This is a genomic window from Cognatundibacterium squillarum, from assembly GCF_014652435.1.
GTDB lineage: Bacteria > Pseudomonadota > Gammaproteobacteria > Burkholderiales > Burkholderiaceae_D > Undibacterium > Undibacterium squillarum.
Genome location: NZ_BMYU01000004.1, coordinates 355,009 through 371,458 on the forward strand (window position 1 = coordinate 355,009; position 16,450 = coordinate 371,458).

At 49.9% G+C, this 16,450-nt stretch carries 15 protein-coding genes; 8 read left to right on the forward strand and 7 right to left on the reverse strand.

Features of this window, described 5'->3' with window-relative positions; all coding sequences use genetic code 11:
- On the reverse strand, window positions 1-1,983 hold the full coding sequence (locus IE092_RS10640) for a monovalent cation:proton antiporter-2 (CPA2) family protein (protein WP_189357145.1): 1,983 nt from the start codon (window positions 1,981-1,983) through the stop codon (window positions 1-3).
- 604 nt (window positions 1,984-2,587) lie between these two features.
- Between IE092_RS10640 and IE092_RS10645 the strand changes: the two genes are divergently transcribed.
- The 8 genes from IE092_RS10645 to IE092_RS10680 all read left to right on the forward strand — a co-directional run bounded on the left by IE092_RS10645 (window position 2,588) and on the right by IE092_RS10680 (window position 9,296).
- Window positions 2,588-3,619 carry a KpsF/GutQ family sugar-phosphate isomerase gene (locus IE092_RS10645; protein ID WP_189357146.1) on the forward strand — a complete coding sequence of 344 codons (1,032 nt, stop codon included), beginning with the start codon at window positions 2,588-2,590 and terminating at the stop codon, window positions 3,617-3,619.
- Entirely contained in the window at window positions 3,619-4,143 is a 525-nt protein-coding gene (locus tag IE092_RS10650) for a KdsC family phosphatase (protein WP_189357147.1), read from the forward strand. The genes IE092_RS10645 and IE092_RS10650 overlap by 1 nt, the downstream gene beginning before the upstream one ends.
- A gap of 2 nt (window positions 4,144-4,145) precedes the next feature.
- Window positions 4,146-4,793 carry an LPS export ABC transporter periplasmic protein LptC gene (gene lptC, locus IE092_RS10655; protein WP_189357148.1) on the forward strand — a complete coding sequence of 216 codons (648 nt, stop codon included), beginning with the start codon at window positions 4,146-4,148 and terminating at the stop codon, window positions 4,791-4,793.
- On the forward strand, window positions 4,790-5,350 hold the full coding sequence (lptA, locus tag IE092_RS10660) for a lipopolysaccharide transport periplasmic protein LptA (protein ID WP_189357149.1): 561 nt from the start codon (window positions 4,790-4,792) through the stop codon (window positions 5,348-5,350). Before lptC ends, lptA begins: the two co-directional genes overlap by 4 nt.
- A gap of 2 nt (window positions 5,351-5,352) precedes the next feature.
- Window positions 5,353-6,105 carry an LPS export ABC transporter ATP-binding protein gene (lptB, locus tag IE092_RS10665; RefSeq protein WP_189357150.1) on the forward strand — a complete coding sequence of 251 codons (753 nt, stop codon included), beginning with the start codon at window positions 5,353-5,355 and terminating at the stop codon, window positions 6,103-6,105.
- Window positions 6,106-6,111: 6 nt separating this feature from the next.
- Window positions 6,112-7,590, forward strand: coding sequence for an RNA polymerase factor sigma-54 (locus IE092_RS10670; protein WP_189357151.1), 1,479 nt, complete (start codon window positions 6,112-6,114; stop codon window positions 7,588-7,590).
- A gap of 107 nt (window positions 7,591-7,697) precedes the next feature.
- Window positions 7,698-8,042, forward strand: a complete 345-nt coding sequence (hpf, locus tag IE092_RS10675; protein ID WP_189357152.1) for a ribosome hibernation-promoting factor, HPF/YfiA family — start codon at window positions 7,698-7,700, stop codon at window positions 8,040-8,042.
- Between the two features lie 162 nt (window positions 8,043-8,204).
- Window positions 8,205-9,296: an enoyl-CoA hydratase/isomerase family protein gene (locus IE092_RS10680; protein ID WP_308427129.1), complete on the forward strand. Its 1,092-nt coding sequence runs from the start codon at window positions 8,205-8,207 to the stop codon at window positions 9,294-9,296.
- 58 nt (window positions 9,297-9,354) lie between these two features.
- On the opposite strand, the gene IE092_RS10685 is transcribed toward IE092_RS10680, so the two are convergent.
- The 6 genes from IE092_RS10685 to IE092_RS10710 all read right to left on the reverse strand — a co-directional run bounded on the left by IE092_RS10685 (window position 9,355) and on the right by IE092_RS10710 (window position 16,435).
- Window positions 9,355-10,077 (reverse strand): ABC transporter ATP-binding protein, encoded by a 723-nt coding sequence (locus IE092_RS10685; RefSeq protein ID WP_189357154.1) that lies wholly within the window; start codon window positions 10,075-10,077, stop codon window positions 9,355-9,357.
- The gene (locus IE092_RS10690; RefSeq protein WP_189357155.1) at window positions 10,071-12,029 is read right to left on the reverse strand and encodes a branched-chain amino acid ABC transporter ATP-binding protein/permease; all 1,959 of its coding nucleotides are present in this window, start codon (window positions 12,027-12,029) and stop codon (window positions 10,071-10,073) included. The genes IE092_RS10685 and IE092_RS10690 overlap by 7 nt, the downstream gene beginning before the upstream one ends.
- An 8-nt stretch (window positions 12,030-12,037) precedes the next feature.
- The gene (locus IE092_RS10695) at window positions 12,038-12,928 is read right to left on the reverse strand and encodes a branched-chain amino acid ABC transporter permease (protein WP_189357156.1); all 891 of its coding nucleotides are present in this window, start codon (window positions 12,926-12,928) and stop codon (window positions 12,038-12,040) included.
- Between the two features lie 83 nt (window positions 12,929-13,011).
- Window positions 13,012-14,169 (reverse strand): ABC transporter substrate-binding protein, encoded by a 1,158-nt coding sequence (locus IE092_RS10700; RefSeq protein ID WP_189357157.1) that lies wholly within the window; start codon window positions 14,167-14,169, stop codon window positions 13,012-13,014.
- A gap of 416 nt (window positions 14,170-14,585) precedes the next feature.
- Window positions 14,586-15,275 (reverse strand): DUF4197 domain-containing protein, encoded by a 690-nt coding sequence (locus IE092_RS10705; RefSeq protein ID WP_189357158.1) that lies wholly within the window; start codon window positions 15,273-15,275, stop codon window positions 14,586-14,588.
- Window positions 15,276-15,289: 14 nt separating this feature from the next.
- A complete protein-coding gene (locus IE092_RS10710) occupies window positions 15,290-16,435 on the reverse strand; it encodes a deoxyguanosinetriphosphate triphosphohydrolase (protein ID WP_189357159.1) in 1,146 nt (381 codons plus the stop codon).
- Window positions 16,436-16,450: the final 15 nt, after the last annotated feature.

Sequence of the window (16,450 nt, forward strand, 5' to 3'; positions counted from 1 at the left end):
CTATTTTAGCAGCCGGAGCTCTGCTCTTGCGACTGCTTCCGAGGTTCCCCTCAAAACAATCACATCACCGGCCTGTAAACCTTGCTCTGCCTGCAACTCCAGACGGCGGCTGCCGCGGCGCATACTGTGAATTTCCGCTTCAGTATCTTCCAGTGCCAGTTCCGCCAGCGTCTTGCCGACCGCCGTGGCACGTTCAGTCAGCACCACCGTATGCAAACGAATCTGCATCGCATCCGGACTGTCAGACGCATCGCTGGCACCGTGGAAGAAGCCGCGCAGGGATTCGTAACGCGCATCGCGTGCTGCCTGTACGCGGTGCACCACGCGGCGCAAAGGCACGCCAAGCAGCACCAGTGCATGCGACGCCAGCATCAGGCTGCCTTCCATCAGCTCCGGCACCACTTCGGTCGCACCGGCGGCGCGCAGTTTTTCCAGATCAACATCATCGTGGCTGCGCACAATCACCGGCAGACTCGGATTCAGTTCATTCACAAAATGCAAAATACGCAAGGCAGAAGCCGTGCTGGTATAGGTAATGACCAGCGCCGACGCGCGGTTGATACCGGCGGCCACCAGACTTTCACGCCGCGCCGCGTCGCCATACGACACATTCGCACCACCAGTCTGTGCTTCGCGCACGCGGTCGGGGTCCAGATCCAGTGCGTGGTAATCGATATTTTCTTCAGACAGCAAACGCGCCAGATTCTGTCCGCTGCGGCCAAAACCGGCAATGATCACATGCTTGCGGGTCGACATGGTGCGTGCTGCGATCTGCGTCAGCGCCAGCGATTGCATCATCCATTCATTGGAAGACAGCTTCATCACAATCGCATCCGATTTTGCCAGAATGAAAGGTGATATCAGCATCGACAACACCATCGACGCCAGAATCAGCTGCAGCAATTCTTTGTCGATCAGGGACAAGGCGCCGGCCTGATTCAGCAACACAAAGCCGAACTCACCGGCCTGCGCCAGCGCCAGCCCGGTACGCAGCGCGACGCTAGTGGTGCTGCCGAACAAACGCGCCAGTCCGGCAATCAGCACAAATTTCAGCAGCAAAGGCACCACGAACAGGAACAGCACGATGCCTGCATTGCTGACCACCAGCTTCAGATTCAGCAGCATCCCGACAGTAATGAAGAACAAACCGAGCAGCACATCGCGGAAAGGTTTAATGTCTTCTTCCACCTGATGCCGGTATTCAGTTTCAGAGATCAGCATGCCGGCAACAAACGCGCCCAGCGCCATCGACAGACCGGCGCGGTCCGTCAGCCATGCCGCACCGAGCGTCACCAGCAACAGGTTCAGCATGAATAATTCCTGCGAACGCCGTTTCACGACGATGCGAAACCAGGTTCGCATCAAACGCTGACCGATCACCAGCAACACAAACAGCACCAGCACCGCTTTGCCACCGGCCCATGCCAGCGTCTGTACGATATCGCCGGAATGCGCCGCCATCGCCGGCACCAGAATCAGCAGCGGCACCACGGCCAGATCCTGAAACAGCAGGATGGCGATAATCTGACGGCCGTGCAGGCTTTCCAGCTCCAGCCGCTCTGTGAGCATTTTGGACACAATCGCGGTGGATGACATCGCCAGCGCACCACCCAGCGCAAACGACGCCTGCCAGCTGATCGCAAACCACTGCGGCAGCCAGTAACTGACAATCGCACCACCGGCCAGCGCCGCCACGATCGTCACCACTACCTGCGCCAGCCCCAGCCCGAACACTTGTTTACGCATGGTCATCAGCTTGGGCAGCGAGAATTCCAGTCCGATCGAAAACATCAGGAACACCACGCCGAATTCCGCCATTTCATGCGTGACTTCGCTGTCTTCGGCAAAACCCAGTCCGTGCGGACCGATCAGAACACCGACCACCAGATAGCCCAGTATCGGTGGCAATTGCAGCATACGAAAAGCCACCACACCAAGCACGGCGGCGGTCAGCAGAGATAAGGTCGTGTCGAGTGCATTCATGCAATTATTATTGCCGATTTGCTGCGCTTGCTGGCTGTTTTTATCAATATGCGAACCAACAGCATGTGATGGTTTTCCGCATCAGGCACTTCCGGAGAGCCGCGCAAACTCTGGGACAACGGCAAATGACTGTGCCGGATGCCGCATTTCAGGGATTTTTTGCCCTTTTGAATGCCGTCTGCGGCATTCCGGTGCACCGCTGTCAGTTACGTGGCGGGTACGCTGAAAGAATGAATCTGCCGGAAGACGAAGCGACCGGAACGCTGCGTCACCCTCCTCCCCTTAGTCAACGATACCGGAGCCGGTAATCCTTCGGAAAATGTAACTTCATCTGTGCAGCTATCCGCACAGGCATACTCCGGAGAACCGCGCAAACTCTGAGACACCGCCATATAGCTATGCAGAACACCGCATTTCAGGTGTTTTCAGGGTAATTTCGCCAGACTTTTGCCTGTCTGCCGCTTTATCGCGCTGCATGCGGGAAAAACACAAAAGGCTGACAGCAGGGCCAGCGCGTCGCTACCGGACAGCGCATCGGTGTGGCGCAAAGCAATGTTACATCTGGCAGAGTTTTTGCTTACCGGATTTCGTTTATACTTCGGGCATGAAGAATCTGAATGCCCAACCTGTTGAAATACCGCGCCTCTCTGCCGACGCAGCCGGGCGCGCCGTGGCGCTGGCAGCGGAAACACTGCAGATTGAAGCCGATGCACTGATCGCGCTGCAAGGCCGTCTGCAAGGCGAAGATGCCGAAGCCTTTACCCGCGCTGTTGAAGCGTTGCTCGCCTGCAACGGCCGCGTCGTTGTTTCCGGCATCGGCAAATCCGGCCATATCGGCCGCAAAATTGCTGCCACATTCGCCTCGACCGGTACCCCGTCTTTCTTTGTGCATCCTGCCGAAGCCGCGCACGGCGATCTGGGGATGGTTACGGCGCAAGACGTATTTATCGCGATTTCCTATTCCGGAGAATCCGCCGAGCTGATGGCGATCGTTCCCATCATTAAACGTCTGGGCGTGACCACAATCACCATGACCGGCAATCCGGCATCGGGTCTGGCAAAAATCGCGGATATTCATCTGAACCTGCATGTCGATAAAGAAGCCTGTCCGCTGAATCTGGCACCAACCGCTTCCACCACAGTCACGCTGGCACTCGGCGATGCGCTGGCAGTGGCGGTGCTGGATACCCGTGGTTTCCGCGCTGAAGATTTTGCGCGTTCGCATCCCGGTGGTGCACTCGGTCGCCGCTTACTGACGCATGTGAAAGACGTGATGCGCAGCGGTGATGCCGTTCCGGCAGTCACACCGGATACACCACTGACCACCGCATTGCTGGAAATCACCAAAAAAGGCATTGCGATGACTGCAGTGGTGGATGAGCAGCAGCGCATACTCGGCGTGTTCACCGATGGCGACCTGCGCCGCCTGATGGATGGCGCACGCGATTTCAGCGCGATCCGTATCGGTGATGTGATGCACCGTCAGCCGCGCACTATCCGGGCTGAGAAACTCGCGGTCGAAGCGGTGGAAATGATGGAAACCTACCGTATTAACCAGTTATTAGTCAGCGATGAACAAGGCCGCCTGACCGGTGCGCTGCATATTCATGATCTGACCCGTGCAAAGGTAATCTGATGTCTGCAATCAATCAAAAAGCAGCGGCTGTCCGCCTGATGATCTTTGATGTGGATGGCATCCTGACCGATGGCAGCCTGCATTTTTCCGCCGATGGCGAAATCATCAAAACCTTTAATGTGCTCGATGGACAGGGCATACGCCTGTTACAGGACGCCGGCATCCAGACTGCCATCATCAGCGCCCGCCAGTCACCTGTGGTGCTGAAACGCGCCAGCGATCTGGGCATCAGCCACATCCGTCAGGGCATCCACGATAAAGCCAGCGCCTTTGCGGCCTTACTGGAAGAATTACAACTGACACCGGCGGAATGCGGCTTCATCGGCGACGATGTCATCGATTTGCCGGTATTGCGTCAGGTCGGCTTTGCCGCCAGCGTACCGAATGGCCATGCGGAAGTCCGCAGCCGCGTGGATTATGTGACCACCGCACAGGGTGGTCGCGGCGCTGTGCGTGAAATCTGTGATCTGATCCTGAAAGCACAGGGTCATTATGATGCCATGCTCGCAAGGTTCCTCGGATGAGTATGTCGCTGACCGCTGACCGCTTTAAGACCTGGACCGGTATCGCTTTACTGGCTGCAATCACCATGGGTGTGATCTGGTACTGGCACAGTGTTACCCATTTCGGTAGCGGTGATGATCCGTCACGTCAGCGCAAAGAGCCCGATTACTATATCGAACGCTTTAACTACATCAAAATTTCGAATAACGGCAAAGCCAACTACCATGTCACCGGCGACCGTCTGCAGCATTTACCGGTGACTGACCAGATCGAAATTTTCCAGCCACTGATCCACAGCTACGATGCCCGTCGCGAACCGGTAACCTTGCGCGCCGACAGAGCACTGGTGGAACAAAAATCTGCAGCCGAAAATAATACCCGTCAGGAAGACAAAGTCCATTTGCACGGCGATGTCAGGGTTGTACAGGCAGAACCTGCGCATCCTGAATTCATGCAGTTAACAACCAGTTATCTGATGCTGCTGCCGGATACCGACAAAGTAATCACAGATCAGGCCGTTGAATTACTCACGCCGCGTGTACGCGCAACCGCTGTCGGGCTGGAAGCCGATCAGATCACACAACAACTTCAGTTACGCAGTCAGGTCAAAGTGCATGTGCAGCCGCGCAGCCTGAGCCGCACTGCAACCACCTCAAGGAATCCATCATGACTATCCGACTCCGTCGCTGGCTGCGATGCCTGCTGCCAGTCAGCATGATGCTGCTGTCGCTCAGCAGCCATGCTGAAAAAGGCGACAAATACAAAGAAATCGTCGCGACTGCAGGTAACTCCCGCGCCGACCTGAAAAAGAATGTTCTGCATTTAACCCAGGGCGTGGAAATCAGTCAGGGTTCGCTGGTCATTAAAGCTAACAATGCCGTGATGAGTGAACTGGCTGATGGCTCAACACAATATCTGCTGAACGGTGTCGCCGGCGCAAAGATGCAGTTCCGTCAGAAGCTTGATGGCGGCAATCGCTGGATGGAAGGCGAAGCTGAAAAAGCGACCTTTAACTCCACTTCCGGCATGGTGATCCTGACCGGTGATGCCCGCGTCAGAAATCTGGACAGCGGCAAAGTCACGCAGGAACAAAACGGCGAGTATTTATCTTACGACACGATCAACGAAGTGTTTGTCGGTGCGAATTCTGCCAGCGGCCAGCATGATGCAAGCAAACCGGCTGTACGTATCGTCATCCAGAGCAAACTGACACCACCGGCGGAGTAAACATGGCAAACGCGGAAAGCACATTGTCAGTCAAAGGTTTGCAAAAGCGTTACGGTGCGCGTCAGGTAGTGCGTGATGTGTCTTTGATGGTGCGCAGTGGTGAAGTCGTCGGTTTGCTCGGGCCAAACGGTGCAGGCAAAACCACATCGTTTTATATGATAGTCGGACTGGTCCCGTCGGATGCCGGTGAAATCCGGATCGACCAGCACGATGTCAGCCGTCATGCTATTCACGAACGTGCCGTGATGGGCTTGTCCTATCTGCCACAGGAAGCATCGGTATTCCGCAAACTCACCGTGGAAGAAAATATCCGTGCAGTACTGGAGTTGCGCAAAGATAAAGACGGCAAAGCGCTCAGCGAAAAGCATATTCGCAAAAAACTGGATGCCTTACTGCATGATCTGCAAATCGAAGGCTTGCGTGAAAATCCTGCACTGTCATTGTCCGGCGGCGAACGTCGCCGTGTGGAAATTGCCCGCGCACTCGCTACTGAACCACGCTTCGTTTTGCTGGACGAACCGTTTGCAGGGGTCGATCCTATCGCTGTGATCGAAATCCAGCGCATTGTCCGTTTTCTGAAAGAGCGCGGTATCGGCGTTCTGATCACGGATCACAATGTCCGCGAAACGCTGGGTATTTGTGATCATGCCTACATTATTAATCAGGGCGCGGTACTCGCCAGTGGCAAGCCGGAAGACATTGTACAGAACGAGTCTGTGCGCAAAGTCTATCTCGGAGAACATTTCCGCATGTAAGCGTCTATGAAGCAAAGCCTGCAATTACGCACCTCTCAGCATCTGGCACTGACGCCACAACTGCAGCAATCTATACGTCTGCTGCAACTGTCGACGCTGGAGTTACATCAGGAACTGGAAGCGGCCCTGATCGAAAACCCGATGCTGGAACGGATCGATGATCCGCTGGATCAGGCGGTACGCTTGCTGGCAGACGGCGCGCTGAATACAGGCAGTCTGCACAATGATGCTGGTATGCAAACCGCAACCCCTGCGAGCGAAGAGCCTGTGCCTTCCGAAGCAGCGGCAGCTGACGCTGACCTACCACCCGCTGAAAGTGTCAATCCGGATGACTGGGGACCGGAAATACGCAGTAACGGATCAGGCGGCGAGGACGACGATCTGCGCCCGCAGCTGGAAGCTGCTCCGCAGACTCTGCGGGAATTTCTGCTCAGCCAGACTGCCCTGACAGTGCGTGAACCGCGCGACCACGCATTACTGGAACTGATCATTGATGCACTGGATGACAACGGCTATCTGTCAGAATCACTGGAAGATTTGCATGCGAGCCTGCCGCTTGAGTTATATGTTGAGCCGGAAGAGTTACAGTTTGCCCTGAACCTGCTGCAGTCTCTGGAACCGGCGGGTATCGGTGCCCGCAATCTGTCGGAGTGCCTGGCACTGCAGGTTCGTCGCCTCCCGGGTATCCCGTTTGTCACCAGACGTCTGGCACTGCAGATTGTTGAAAATCATTTACCGCAATTTGCCGCACGTGACTTTACCCGTTTGCGCAAAGCCCTGAATTGCGACGATGAAGATTTGCGCGATGCACAACAGGTCATTCGCTGCTGTAACCCGCGCCCCGGTGCGGATTACACGCAACCGGAAGCGGATTATGTCGTACCGGATGTAATCGTCAGAAAATGCGGAAATCAATGGCAAGTCACGCTTAATCAGGACGTGATGCCGAAACTTCGCGTCAGTTCGCTATATGCAGGTCTGGCACGTGAATCGCGCTCAGAATGCGGATTGCATAATCAGGTGCAGGAAGCCCGCTGGCTGATCAAAAATATGCGGCAGCGTTTCGAAACAATTTTGCGCGTTGCACAAGCCATTGTTGAGCGTCAGCGCAACTTCTTTACACATGGTGAAGTCGCCATGCGCCCCCTTGTTTTGCGTGAAATAGCTGATACACTAGGTTTACACGAGAGTACGATTTCTCGTGTAACCACTCAGAAATACATGCTGACCCCGCATGGCATGTTTGAACTGAAGTATTTTTTCGGAAGCCATGTCGCGACGGAAACCGGGGGTGAAGCATCATCCACCGCGATACGCGCTCTGATCAAGCAGTTAATAGGAGCAGAAGACCAGAAGAGCCCACTCTCTGACAGCAAAATTGCAGACATGCTGGGCGAACAAGGCATGGTAATTGCACGACGCACTGTTGCCAAATACCGTGAAGCCCTGAAAATTCCCCCAGTGAGTATGCGAAAAATCTTGTAGTGCAATTCTTGTAATTCAGGCTTTCATTGCTATATATGATTTAGCGCAACATCAGAAAAACTGAGACAGCGCATTCTAGTAGCAAGATCATCACATAGGAGCACAGTATGAATCTCACCATCAGTGGACATCACGTCGAAGTTACTCCTGCAATTCGCGAATACGTACAAACCAAACTCGAACGCATCCGGCGTCATTTTGACCAGGTCATTGATATTGCTGTTATCCTCACCGTAGACAAACTGCGTGAAAAAGAAAAGCGTCATAAGGCAGATATTAATCTGCATGTCAGTGGCAAAGATATTCATGTTGAAAGCCTTGCACATGATTTATATGCAGCGATTGACGCACTGGTTGACAAATTAGACCGTCAGGTAATTAAGCATAAAGACAAGATTCAGGACCATAATCACGAAGCAATAAAACATATGCCAGATCCGGCATCGTTGTAATCGTTTAAGTGAATATGAGCACAGGGCGGAAACGCCCTGTTTTGCTTTCCGGCTTCTGAATAAAAAATCTCAGGAACGTTTTTCCGTACTCACTCTGACAAACAGCTTCATTACTATTCGTTAATCGCGGTTTATTTCCTCACAATGCTTTTTATGGACAACATGATACGCACTTCTGTTATCAATCATATCGGACACATCGAACTGAACCGCCCGCAAGCGCTGAACTCCTTGTCACTCGACATGATTCGTACGCTCACGCATACCCTGATCAACTGGAAGTCAGATTCCGAAGTACTTGCTGTTGTTATTTTCAGCAGTAGTGAAAGGGCATTTTGTGCCGGGGGTGATATCCGCTTTTTCTATGAAGCTGCAAATCAGACTCCGCAGGGAGGCAGCGCCTTGCTGGAAGATTTTTTTACAGAAGAGTATGCGCTGAACCATCTGATTCATCATTATCCAAAACCGTATGTAGCTTTAATGAATGGTGTGGTAATGGGCGGTGGGATGGGAATCGCTCAGGCTGGTCCGCAATCGGCAATACGTATCGTTACCGAAAAAACCAAAATGGCAATGCCTGAAGTAAACATAGGTTTGTTTCCAGATGTCGGCGGCGGCTACTTTCTGTCTCGTATGCCAGGTCAGACAGGTCGGTATCTGGGGCTGACTGGGGAAATCATCAGCGGTGAAGACGCCATAGAAACCGGCTTGGCAGATATTCTCATCCCTTCGGAACACATCCCTGCGCTCATGCAATTTCTGAAAACCTGTGATACGCAAAACCTGAAACAGCAGCTTGTAAAATTTTCTCAGTCTTTACATCTCCCACAAGGGGACTGTTTTATCAATAAAAATCGCCATTTAATTGATCACTACTTTTCAGGAAACTCTGCTTCCGAAATATGCCGGAAATTGCAATCCGGCGAAGACACTTTCGCGAAAAAGGTACTAGCCACAATAGCAAAGCGTTCTCCTTTGATGGTGTGCGTAACTCTGGAACAATTAAAGCGATCCGCAACAATGAATGTTGCAGAATGCCTGCGCATGGAACGAACGATGGTCAGGCATTGTTTTGGACAAACCGAAGTTACTGAGGGGATACGTGCGCTGGTAATTGATAAAGATAACCAGCCGAAATGGCAACATCAGCATGTCAGTGATGTCAGCGAAAATGAAATTCAGCATTTCTTCCAAACCGTATGGCCTGACACTGCACACCCGCTTCACATGCTGACTGACCCGGTGATTGATTAACCATGTTACTCCCGCCGTTCTGTTCACATATCCCGGCGGGAGTCGTCTGCAGCTCTGATCAGTGACTGCCACCCAGATAAGCTGCCTTCACTGCAGGATCATTTTTCAGTTGTGCTGCTGGTCCATGAACTGAAATCCGCCCGTTTTCGAGAACATAGCCATAATCTGCAACAGCGAGTGCCGCAGCAGCAAACTGTTCAACCAGCAGCATCGTTCGCCCTTCATCTTTCAGTCTCTGCAGTATTCTGAATACTTCGTCCACCAGAATCGGTGCCAATCCCATGGAAGGTTCATCTAATAGAATTACCTCAGGATTCAGCATGACGGCTCTTGCCATTGCAAGCATTTGCTGCTCTCCGCCAGACAAAGTACCTGCGAGCTGATTTCTGCGCTCTCTGAGACGCGGAAATAATTCCATAGCACGCTGCAGATCTGCCTCAATATCGCCTTTGGGACGTCCGCCTGTGAAACGGGGGAATGCACCGAGCAGCATGTTATCCATCACTGACATTGTTGAAAAAACCCTGCGACCTTCAGGTGAGTGTGCCAGACCGGCTCTGGCAATTTTATGCGAGTCCAGACCCGTGATATTTTTTCCATCCAAAGAAATAATGCCACTTTTCGGCTTCAGCATCCCGGAAATTGAACGCATAGTCGTAGTTTTGCCAGCGCCATTGGAGCCGATCAGCGTCACCAGTTTTCCAGCAGGTACTTCCAGAGAAATTCCGTGCAGCACTTCAACTTTCCCATATGCTGCATGCAGGTTTTCAATTTTCAGCATTTTCCCCCCACTGCTGTTTTTTCATCAGCCGAGTCTTTCTGACTACCACCCAGATATGCCTCAATAACCCTGGCATCCTGCTGAATTTCAGCCGGCGATCCTTCAGCAATTTTCTGTCCGAAGTCCAGCACAGTCACAATATCGCACACTGACATCACAACATCCATATGATGTTCAATCAAAATAATTGTGACACCACTTTCCTTAATTTTCTTAATTATCTGAGTTAACTCTTTTATATCCGGAGCTGTTAATCCTGCTGCAGGCTCATCCAACAGTAACAATCCGGGATTGAGTGCAAGCGCACGCCCGATTTCCAGCAATCGCTGCTTTCCATACGGAAGGTTTCTGGCCTCCTCATCTGCAAGATCATCCAGCCCGACAAATCTGAGTATGCTTGCAGCACGCTGCCGTGCAGCAACTTCGTACAGTCGGTCACTGCGACTCGCCACTAAAATATCCCATAACGAACTGCCAAACGTATGGTGCAACCCGACAAGAATATTCTCAGTTGCAGTCATTTCACCAAACAACTGCACATTTTGAAAAGTCCGCGCGATACCGCTTAATGCAATCGCAGACGGCGTTTTTCCGGATATCAATGCACCGCCATACGTCACTTTCCCGTCCGTTGGCAAATAAATACCGGTCAGAACATTCATCATTGTGCTTTTTCCGGAACCATTCGGACCGATCAATCCATGTACAGTACCTTTTTCGATAAGGAGATCAACTCTGTTAAGTGCCTTCAAACCACCAAACTGCATAACAATCTGATCTGCATTCAGAATGTTGCGACCTGTCTGATTTCCGTGAAATTGCACTGCGCTGTGACTTTCCATCGCTCCGGTATGAGATGTCACATGCCTTGCCCGGGAACCTGTGATATTCATAGAAAAGCCAACAATACCATCTTGCAAGTAATAAACTACAAAAAGCGTCATCAACCCGAAAATGGTCAGTCGCCAGTCAGTAATGCTCTCGAGTCTGTATGCGAATAAAGCCATACCAATTAATGCGATAACCGGCACCAGCATGCCTCGTAGTGCAGCACGGGTGTGGAAAAATGCCACGATCGAAAAAATGACGCCCAAACATGCTGCGCCCGACGCAATCTTTCTGAATAACTCGATGTCAGCCAGCAAAGACGGAAGCATTACGACGATAAGTGCACCGAGCAGAGATCCTGTACGCGACTTTCGTCCCCCCATAATCACTGCCAGTAAAAACAAGATCGTCAGCTCGAAGTTATAGGTGTTAGGTGAGATATATTCTTCAGAATAGGCATACAGACTTCCGGCAAGCCCCGCGAGCGCAGCGCTGATGACAAACGCCAGAACTTTATAGCGGTATACGGAAACTCCCATACAATCTGATGCGATCGGACTATCACGCAATGCCTGAAATGCACGTCCAAGATAAGACTTCAATATCCTGTGCACGCACAGCATCGCCAGCAGCATCATCAAAGCGACAAAATAGTAATGTCCGGTCTCTGTCAGTTTGGCTCCGAGAAACACAGGCTTTGCCACCTTGATACCCATTGGGCCTTCGGTGAGAAAGCTCATTTCGTTAATCAGAATCTGAATAATTGTTCCGAACGCGAGCGTTACCATCGCCAGATATGGCCCGGTTACCCGTAATGCAGGTAATGCCAACAAAGCACCGAAGCCCGCCGTCAGTAAGATGCTGGCTGGTATCGTGAGATAAAAAGGCAGGCCGAATTTGAGTAAAAGAACACCTGTAGTATAAGAACCAATACCAAACAAACCAGCATGCCCTAAAGAAACCTGACCTGTGTAACCAACGACTATATCAAGACCAAACAATAGAATTGCGTAAATCAGTATAGTCTCGACCAGATGCAGATAGTACGGGTTGTGTATAAAGACAGGTACAAGCAAAATTCCCAATACACCGATCCATGGCGCAATATGCAGTATTTTTTTCATATTATTCCTCATACTTTTTTAATGGCTGTCTTTCCAAACAACCCGGCCGGTTTTACTGCCAACACGAGCAATAAAAGTATGAGTCCCGGCACTTCCTTGTAGCCTGTTGAAATGTAAAAGCCAGTCAGCGTCTCGGTTACACCCAGTATCAACCCACCAACCACAGCCCCCACCCCGGAAGTCAGTCCTCCGATAATTGCAACAGCAAAAGCCTTTAAGCCAAGGGCAGATCCCATGGTTGCACCTGTTAATGTCAAAGGTGCTACCAGAACTCCCGCAAATGCTGCCGTGGCTGAAGAGAGCGCATAAGAAAAGGTAATGACCTGATTTGTATTAATCCCCATAAGACCTGCGGCATCTCTGTCGTTCGATGTCGCAACAACCGCTTTGCCATAAATCGATTTTCGATTAAAAATTTCTACGGCAACCATCATTCCAATCGCGCCAAGCACAACCACTATTTGCATTGGCTGAATATTTGCACCCAAGACCTGAAAAGGCGCTGCACTTAATGGCGAAGGAAAAGTCAGGTCATCTTTTCCCCAGATATTTTCAGCAACATTCTTGAAAATAATTGCCAGCGCAATCGTCGACATAATCCAGCCAAATTCAGACTTTATTTTTATTGCAGGTCGAACGCCTATCCACTCCACAAATGCACCCTGCAATGCTCCGAATATCAACACTAACGGAATCATCAGCCAGTAATTCAGATACGGTCCGCCATGTACGTTGCCTACCATACTCAGGCCAGCAAGCGCGCCAAGCATTAATGCCTCACCCTGACCAAAGTTCAGCGTTCCGGACGTTGCAAATGTCAGTTGGTAGCCAAACGCGATAACGGCATAAATCATCCCCAGCGCAATTCCGCTGAATACCAGCTGCAGAAAAATATCCATAATGTGCTCTCTGTAGTTGTAATAAATTCCCTGCCAGCAGAAATGAAAAAACCGGCAAAAATGCCGGCTTTTCAAAAGGAAATTTATTTGGATAAAACAATATGACCGTCTTTCGCCTCTCCCATTACAGGAATTCCCGGCTTAATTGCTTCATGGTCATCATGAGAGTATGGTTTGACATAGGTTGTGACTACACCCTCCACTTTTTCATTAAGATTTTCGAGAGCCTCCCGGACTTTTACGCCATCAGTAGTTCCAGCCTGTCGAATTGCCGCAGCAAGCAAATAGACCGAATCGTAGCCTTGTGCTGCCGAGACCGGTGATGGAATTCGCTCTACCTTATATGCTTTTTGATATGCTTCGATGAACGCTTTGCGCTTCGGAGTATTCGGATCCTGTATAAATGTTTGCGGCATCGTCGCGCCATTTCCATTTTTCCCCGCGTTATCCAGGAAATTTGCCATCGACAAGGTCCAGCTACCTATCATCGGCACTTTCCAGTTCAGCTTCTCCATGCCGTTGGCGATTTGCGCTAATTCCGGTCCGATTCCGTAAGTAAGAACAGCTTGCGCTCCGGCCTGTTTGGCTTTCAGTAACTGAGGAGTCATATCAACATCTTTAATATTGAATTTCTCAACCGTGACCGCCTTCATACCTTTTGCTGAGAGTGCTTTTTCAAGATCTTCTCTGCCAAGCTGCCCATAATTTGTCGAATCAGCAAGAATCGCAACTTTCGTCAGTTTTCTCTTACCAACCGCTTCTTCAACAATCATCGCAGACTGAATTGTGTCATTTGCTGAAACACGGAAAACGTAGTTTTCTTTATGCTCAGGAGACAAAAACTGCTTTGTAATTACACTTCCGGTAGCCACATTATTCATCACGGGAATTTTAGCTTCCTGATAAAAACGCTGCGATGCAAGTGCAACTCCGGTATTGATATATCCGACTGTAGCAACAACTTTTTCTTTATTGATGAGCTCTTGCGCAACCTGAACGCCACGCTCATTTTTTGCTTCGTCATCGCGTTCGACTAGCTGTATCTGACGGCCGAGTAATCCTCCCTTTGCATTAATTTCGGCAACGGCCAGCTTCACCCCATCGCGCATAGAAACCCCCATAGGTGCGGACCCGCCTGTGAGTGGGCCAGACACTCCAATACGGATCGTATCTGCAGCGAATGCACTGGATATCAATGAAAGGGATGTAATGGCAAGAACTGCCGTGAATTTACCGGGCATACGAGTCTCCTGTCGTGATTATTTTGATTGCGCATCCCAAAAACTGAACGCGCAGCTGGTGCAACAACAAATCTAAAATTACAACGAAAACGCTATAAATCTTTTATGCTGGCTACATCTGCGATAAAGAAATAATTCCTTTTCGAAATACATTTCTTTTTGATCAAAATCGACTCTAACAACTTCTACCGACCGGCAAGGCCGAACTACTAAATATTATGACCACAAATATTCATCTGAATATTTGCTTTGATAATTTTCCATTGTACGGAAAATCAAGCTTACGCGATTTAAAATGCTCTGTGGTTTATTTTTTAAAAAAATGGCTTTTTTGCCAATTCATAGCATATTCAATTTAACTATTTCTAAGAACCAGAGAAAAAACCATCCTTCCGGATTTTTTGTTTCAGGCCGAATCAATTCAACAACGAAAACACCCTGGAAATTGCTTTGCTTCCAGCTCCTAAAGGGTCTTTCCGAATGGCTTTTTCCTCTTCTGCAATCATTACGAAAAGCGCATCAAGAGCTCGCTCTGTCACATATCCCTCAACTGTCGACTCTTGAGATTTAACCACGCCGAACTTCTGTACCTGCGCCATTACATTATTGTATTTTGATGATAAACCAGATTTATCTGTGACGCCTTTTACGACAGGTAAAAATTCTTTGCTTAACTGCGCACTCGTTTTCTGCCGAAAAAATTCTGTAACTGATGTATCTCCGCCGGTCACAATATTTTTTGCATCAGAAATCGTCATCGATTTAACAGCGTTCAACAGCAGAGGTTTTGCCTTTGGTACCGCTGTTTCAGCTGCACGGTTCATTGCGACCACCAACTCATCTAACTGCGCAGACTTTCCTGCCATTTGCAAAACGGGACGAATCTTTTCCAGCGCCGATGGCAATGAAATTTTTACTTTTTCGTTATTCAGAAAACCACCTTCTTTTCCCAACTGTCCGACAGCTGCACCCGCACCTTTTTCTAGTGCAGCCTTCAAGCCAACACTGGCTTCCTGATTGGACAAGTCGCTCAAACCTGCTTCACAGTCAGAATAAGAAAAAAATGCAGACAACGCCATCAATATGACAAATAAGTACTTTTTCATATAACTAGTGATTTTTAAATGAGTGGTTCATGAATTGAGAAAATCCGTCGGTGCTCGCGCATGGCGAACCGATCTGTCATGCCAGCTATATAATCGGCAATTCGCCGGGCCTGCTTAGCGACGTTATCTGCGCCTGAACGACCCAATTGATAATCAGCAGGCAACAAACTATGGTCTTGCATGAATGCGTCAAACAACTCTTCAATAACTAATCTTGCTTTTCGCATCATCCGGTTCACCTGATAATGGCGGTAAAGATTCTTAAACAAAAATTGTTTGAGTTCTGTTGCTTCTGAAGATACCTGATCAGAAAAAGATACCAGAGAAGGCAGCTCCCTGATTTCATCAACATGGTGTGGATTAAATTGCTGGATCTGGTCTGTAGTGGTTTGAATCAGGTCGGTAATCAGCGTATGGATGATACGTCGAATAGTTTCAGAGACAATTCTTTTGCCGTACACGCCTGGATACAAATGCTCGACAATCCTTCGGTGACGCTCATACAGTGGCACTTCACACAGTTGGCTGTCTGTGATTAATCCGGAACGAATACCGTCATCAATATCGTGATTATTGTAGGCGATTTCGTCAGCTAAATTTGTCAGTTGCGCCTCAAGACTGGGGCGCTTTTTTTGCAAGAATCTTTTTCCGACATCACCCAGCTTTTCCGCATTCGCCTGTGAACAATGCTTCAGAATACCTTCTCTCGTTTCAAAGCATAAGTTTAATCCGTTAAAACTGGCATAGCGTTCTTCCAGCTCATCAACGATACGCAAACTCTGTAAATTATGTTCGAAACCACCATACTCCTGCATGCACCTGTTCAAAGCGTCCTGTCCTGCATGTCCGAATGGCGTATGCCCCAGATCATGGGCTAAAGCAATCGCCTCAACGAGGTCTTCATTTAACCGGAGGTTTCTCGCTATGGAACGTCCAATCTGTGCGACCTCGATGCTATGAGTGAGCCGGGTGCGAAATAAATCACCTTCATGATTTACAAAAACCTGGGTTTTATACTCAAGCCTCCGAAAAGCAGAACAGTGAATGATTCGATCCCTGTCACGCTGAAACTCCGTCCTGCCGGCAGATACTGGTTCTGCTTTACTGCGTCCCCGTGAATCATCTGGATGAACAGCATAAGGTGCCAGTAAAAATGACATTCACTCACCCCTCTC

What these genes read in the sequence shown, in the direction of transcription:
- IE092_RS10640 (WP_189357145.1), bottom strand. Translation starts at nt 1,983, where the DNA reads ATGAATGCACTCGACACGACCTTATCTCTGCTGACCGCCGCCGTGCTT.
- IE092_RS10645 (WP_189357146.1), top strand. Translation starts at nt 2,588, where the DNA reads ATGAAGAATCTGAATGCCCAACCTGTTGAAATACCGCGCCTCTCTGCC.
- IE092_RS10650 (WP_189357147.1), top strand. Translation starts at nt 3,619, where the DNA reads ATGTCTGCAATCAATCAAAAAGCAGCGGCTGTCCGCCTGATGATCTTT.
- lptC (WP_189357148.1), top strand. Translation starts at nt 4,146, where the DNA reads ATGTCGCTGACCGCTGACCGCTTTAAGACCTGGACCGGTATCGCTTTA.
- lptA (WP_189357149.1), top strand. Translation starts at nt 4,790, where the DNA reads ATGACTATCCGACTCCGTCGCTGGCTGCGATGCCTGCTGCCAGTCAGC.
- lptB (WP_189357150.1), top strand. Translation starts at nt 5,353, where the DNA reads ATGGCAAACGCGGAAAGCACATTGTCAGTCAAAGGTTTGCAAAAGCGT.
- IE092_RS10670 (WP_189357151.1), top strand. Translation starts at nt 6,112, where the DNA reads ATGAAGCAAAGCCTGCAATTACGCACCTCTCAGCATCTGGCACTGACG.
- hpf (WP_189357152.1), top strand. Translation starts at nt 7,698, where the DNA reads ATGAATCTCACCATCAGTGGACATCACGTCGAAGTTACTCCTGCAATT.
- IE092_RS10680 (WP_308427129.1), top strand. Translation starts at nt 8,205, where the DNA reads ATGATACGCACTTCTGTTATCAATCATATCGGACACATCGAACTGAAC.
- IE092_RS10685 (WP_189357154.1), bottom strand. Translation starts at nt 10,077, where the DNA reads ATGCTGAAAATTGAAAACCTGCATGCAGCATATGGGAAAGTTGAAGTG.
- IE092_RS10690 (WP_189357155.1), bottom strand. Translation starts at nt 12,029, where the DNA reads ATGAAAAAAATACTGCATATTGCGCCATGGATCGGTGTATTGGGAATT.
- IE092_RS10695 (WP_189357156.1), bottom strand. Translation starts at nt 12,928, where the DNA reads ATGGATATTTTTCTGCAGCTGGTATTCAGCGGAATTGCGCTGGGGATG.
- IE092_RS10700 (WP_189357157.1), bottom strand. Translation starts at nt 14,169, where the DNA reads ATGCCCGGTAAATTCACGGCAGTTCTTGCCATTACATCCCTTTCATTG.
- IE092_RS10705 (WP_189357158.1), bottom strand. Translation starts at nt 15,275, where the DNA reads ATGAAAAAGTACTTATTTGTCATATTGATGGCGTTGTCTGCATTTTTT.
- IE092_RS10710 (WP_189357159.1), bottom strand. Translation starts at nt 16,435, where the DNA reads ATGTCATTTTTACTGGCACCTTATGCTGTTCATCCAGATGATTCACGG.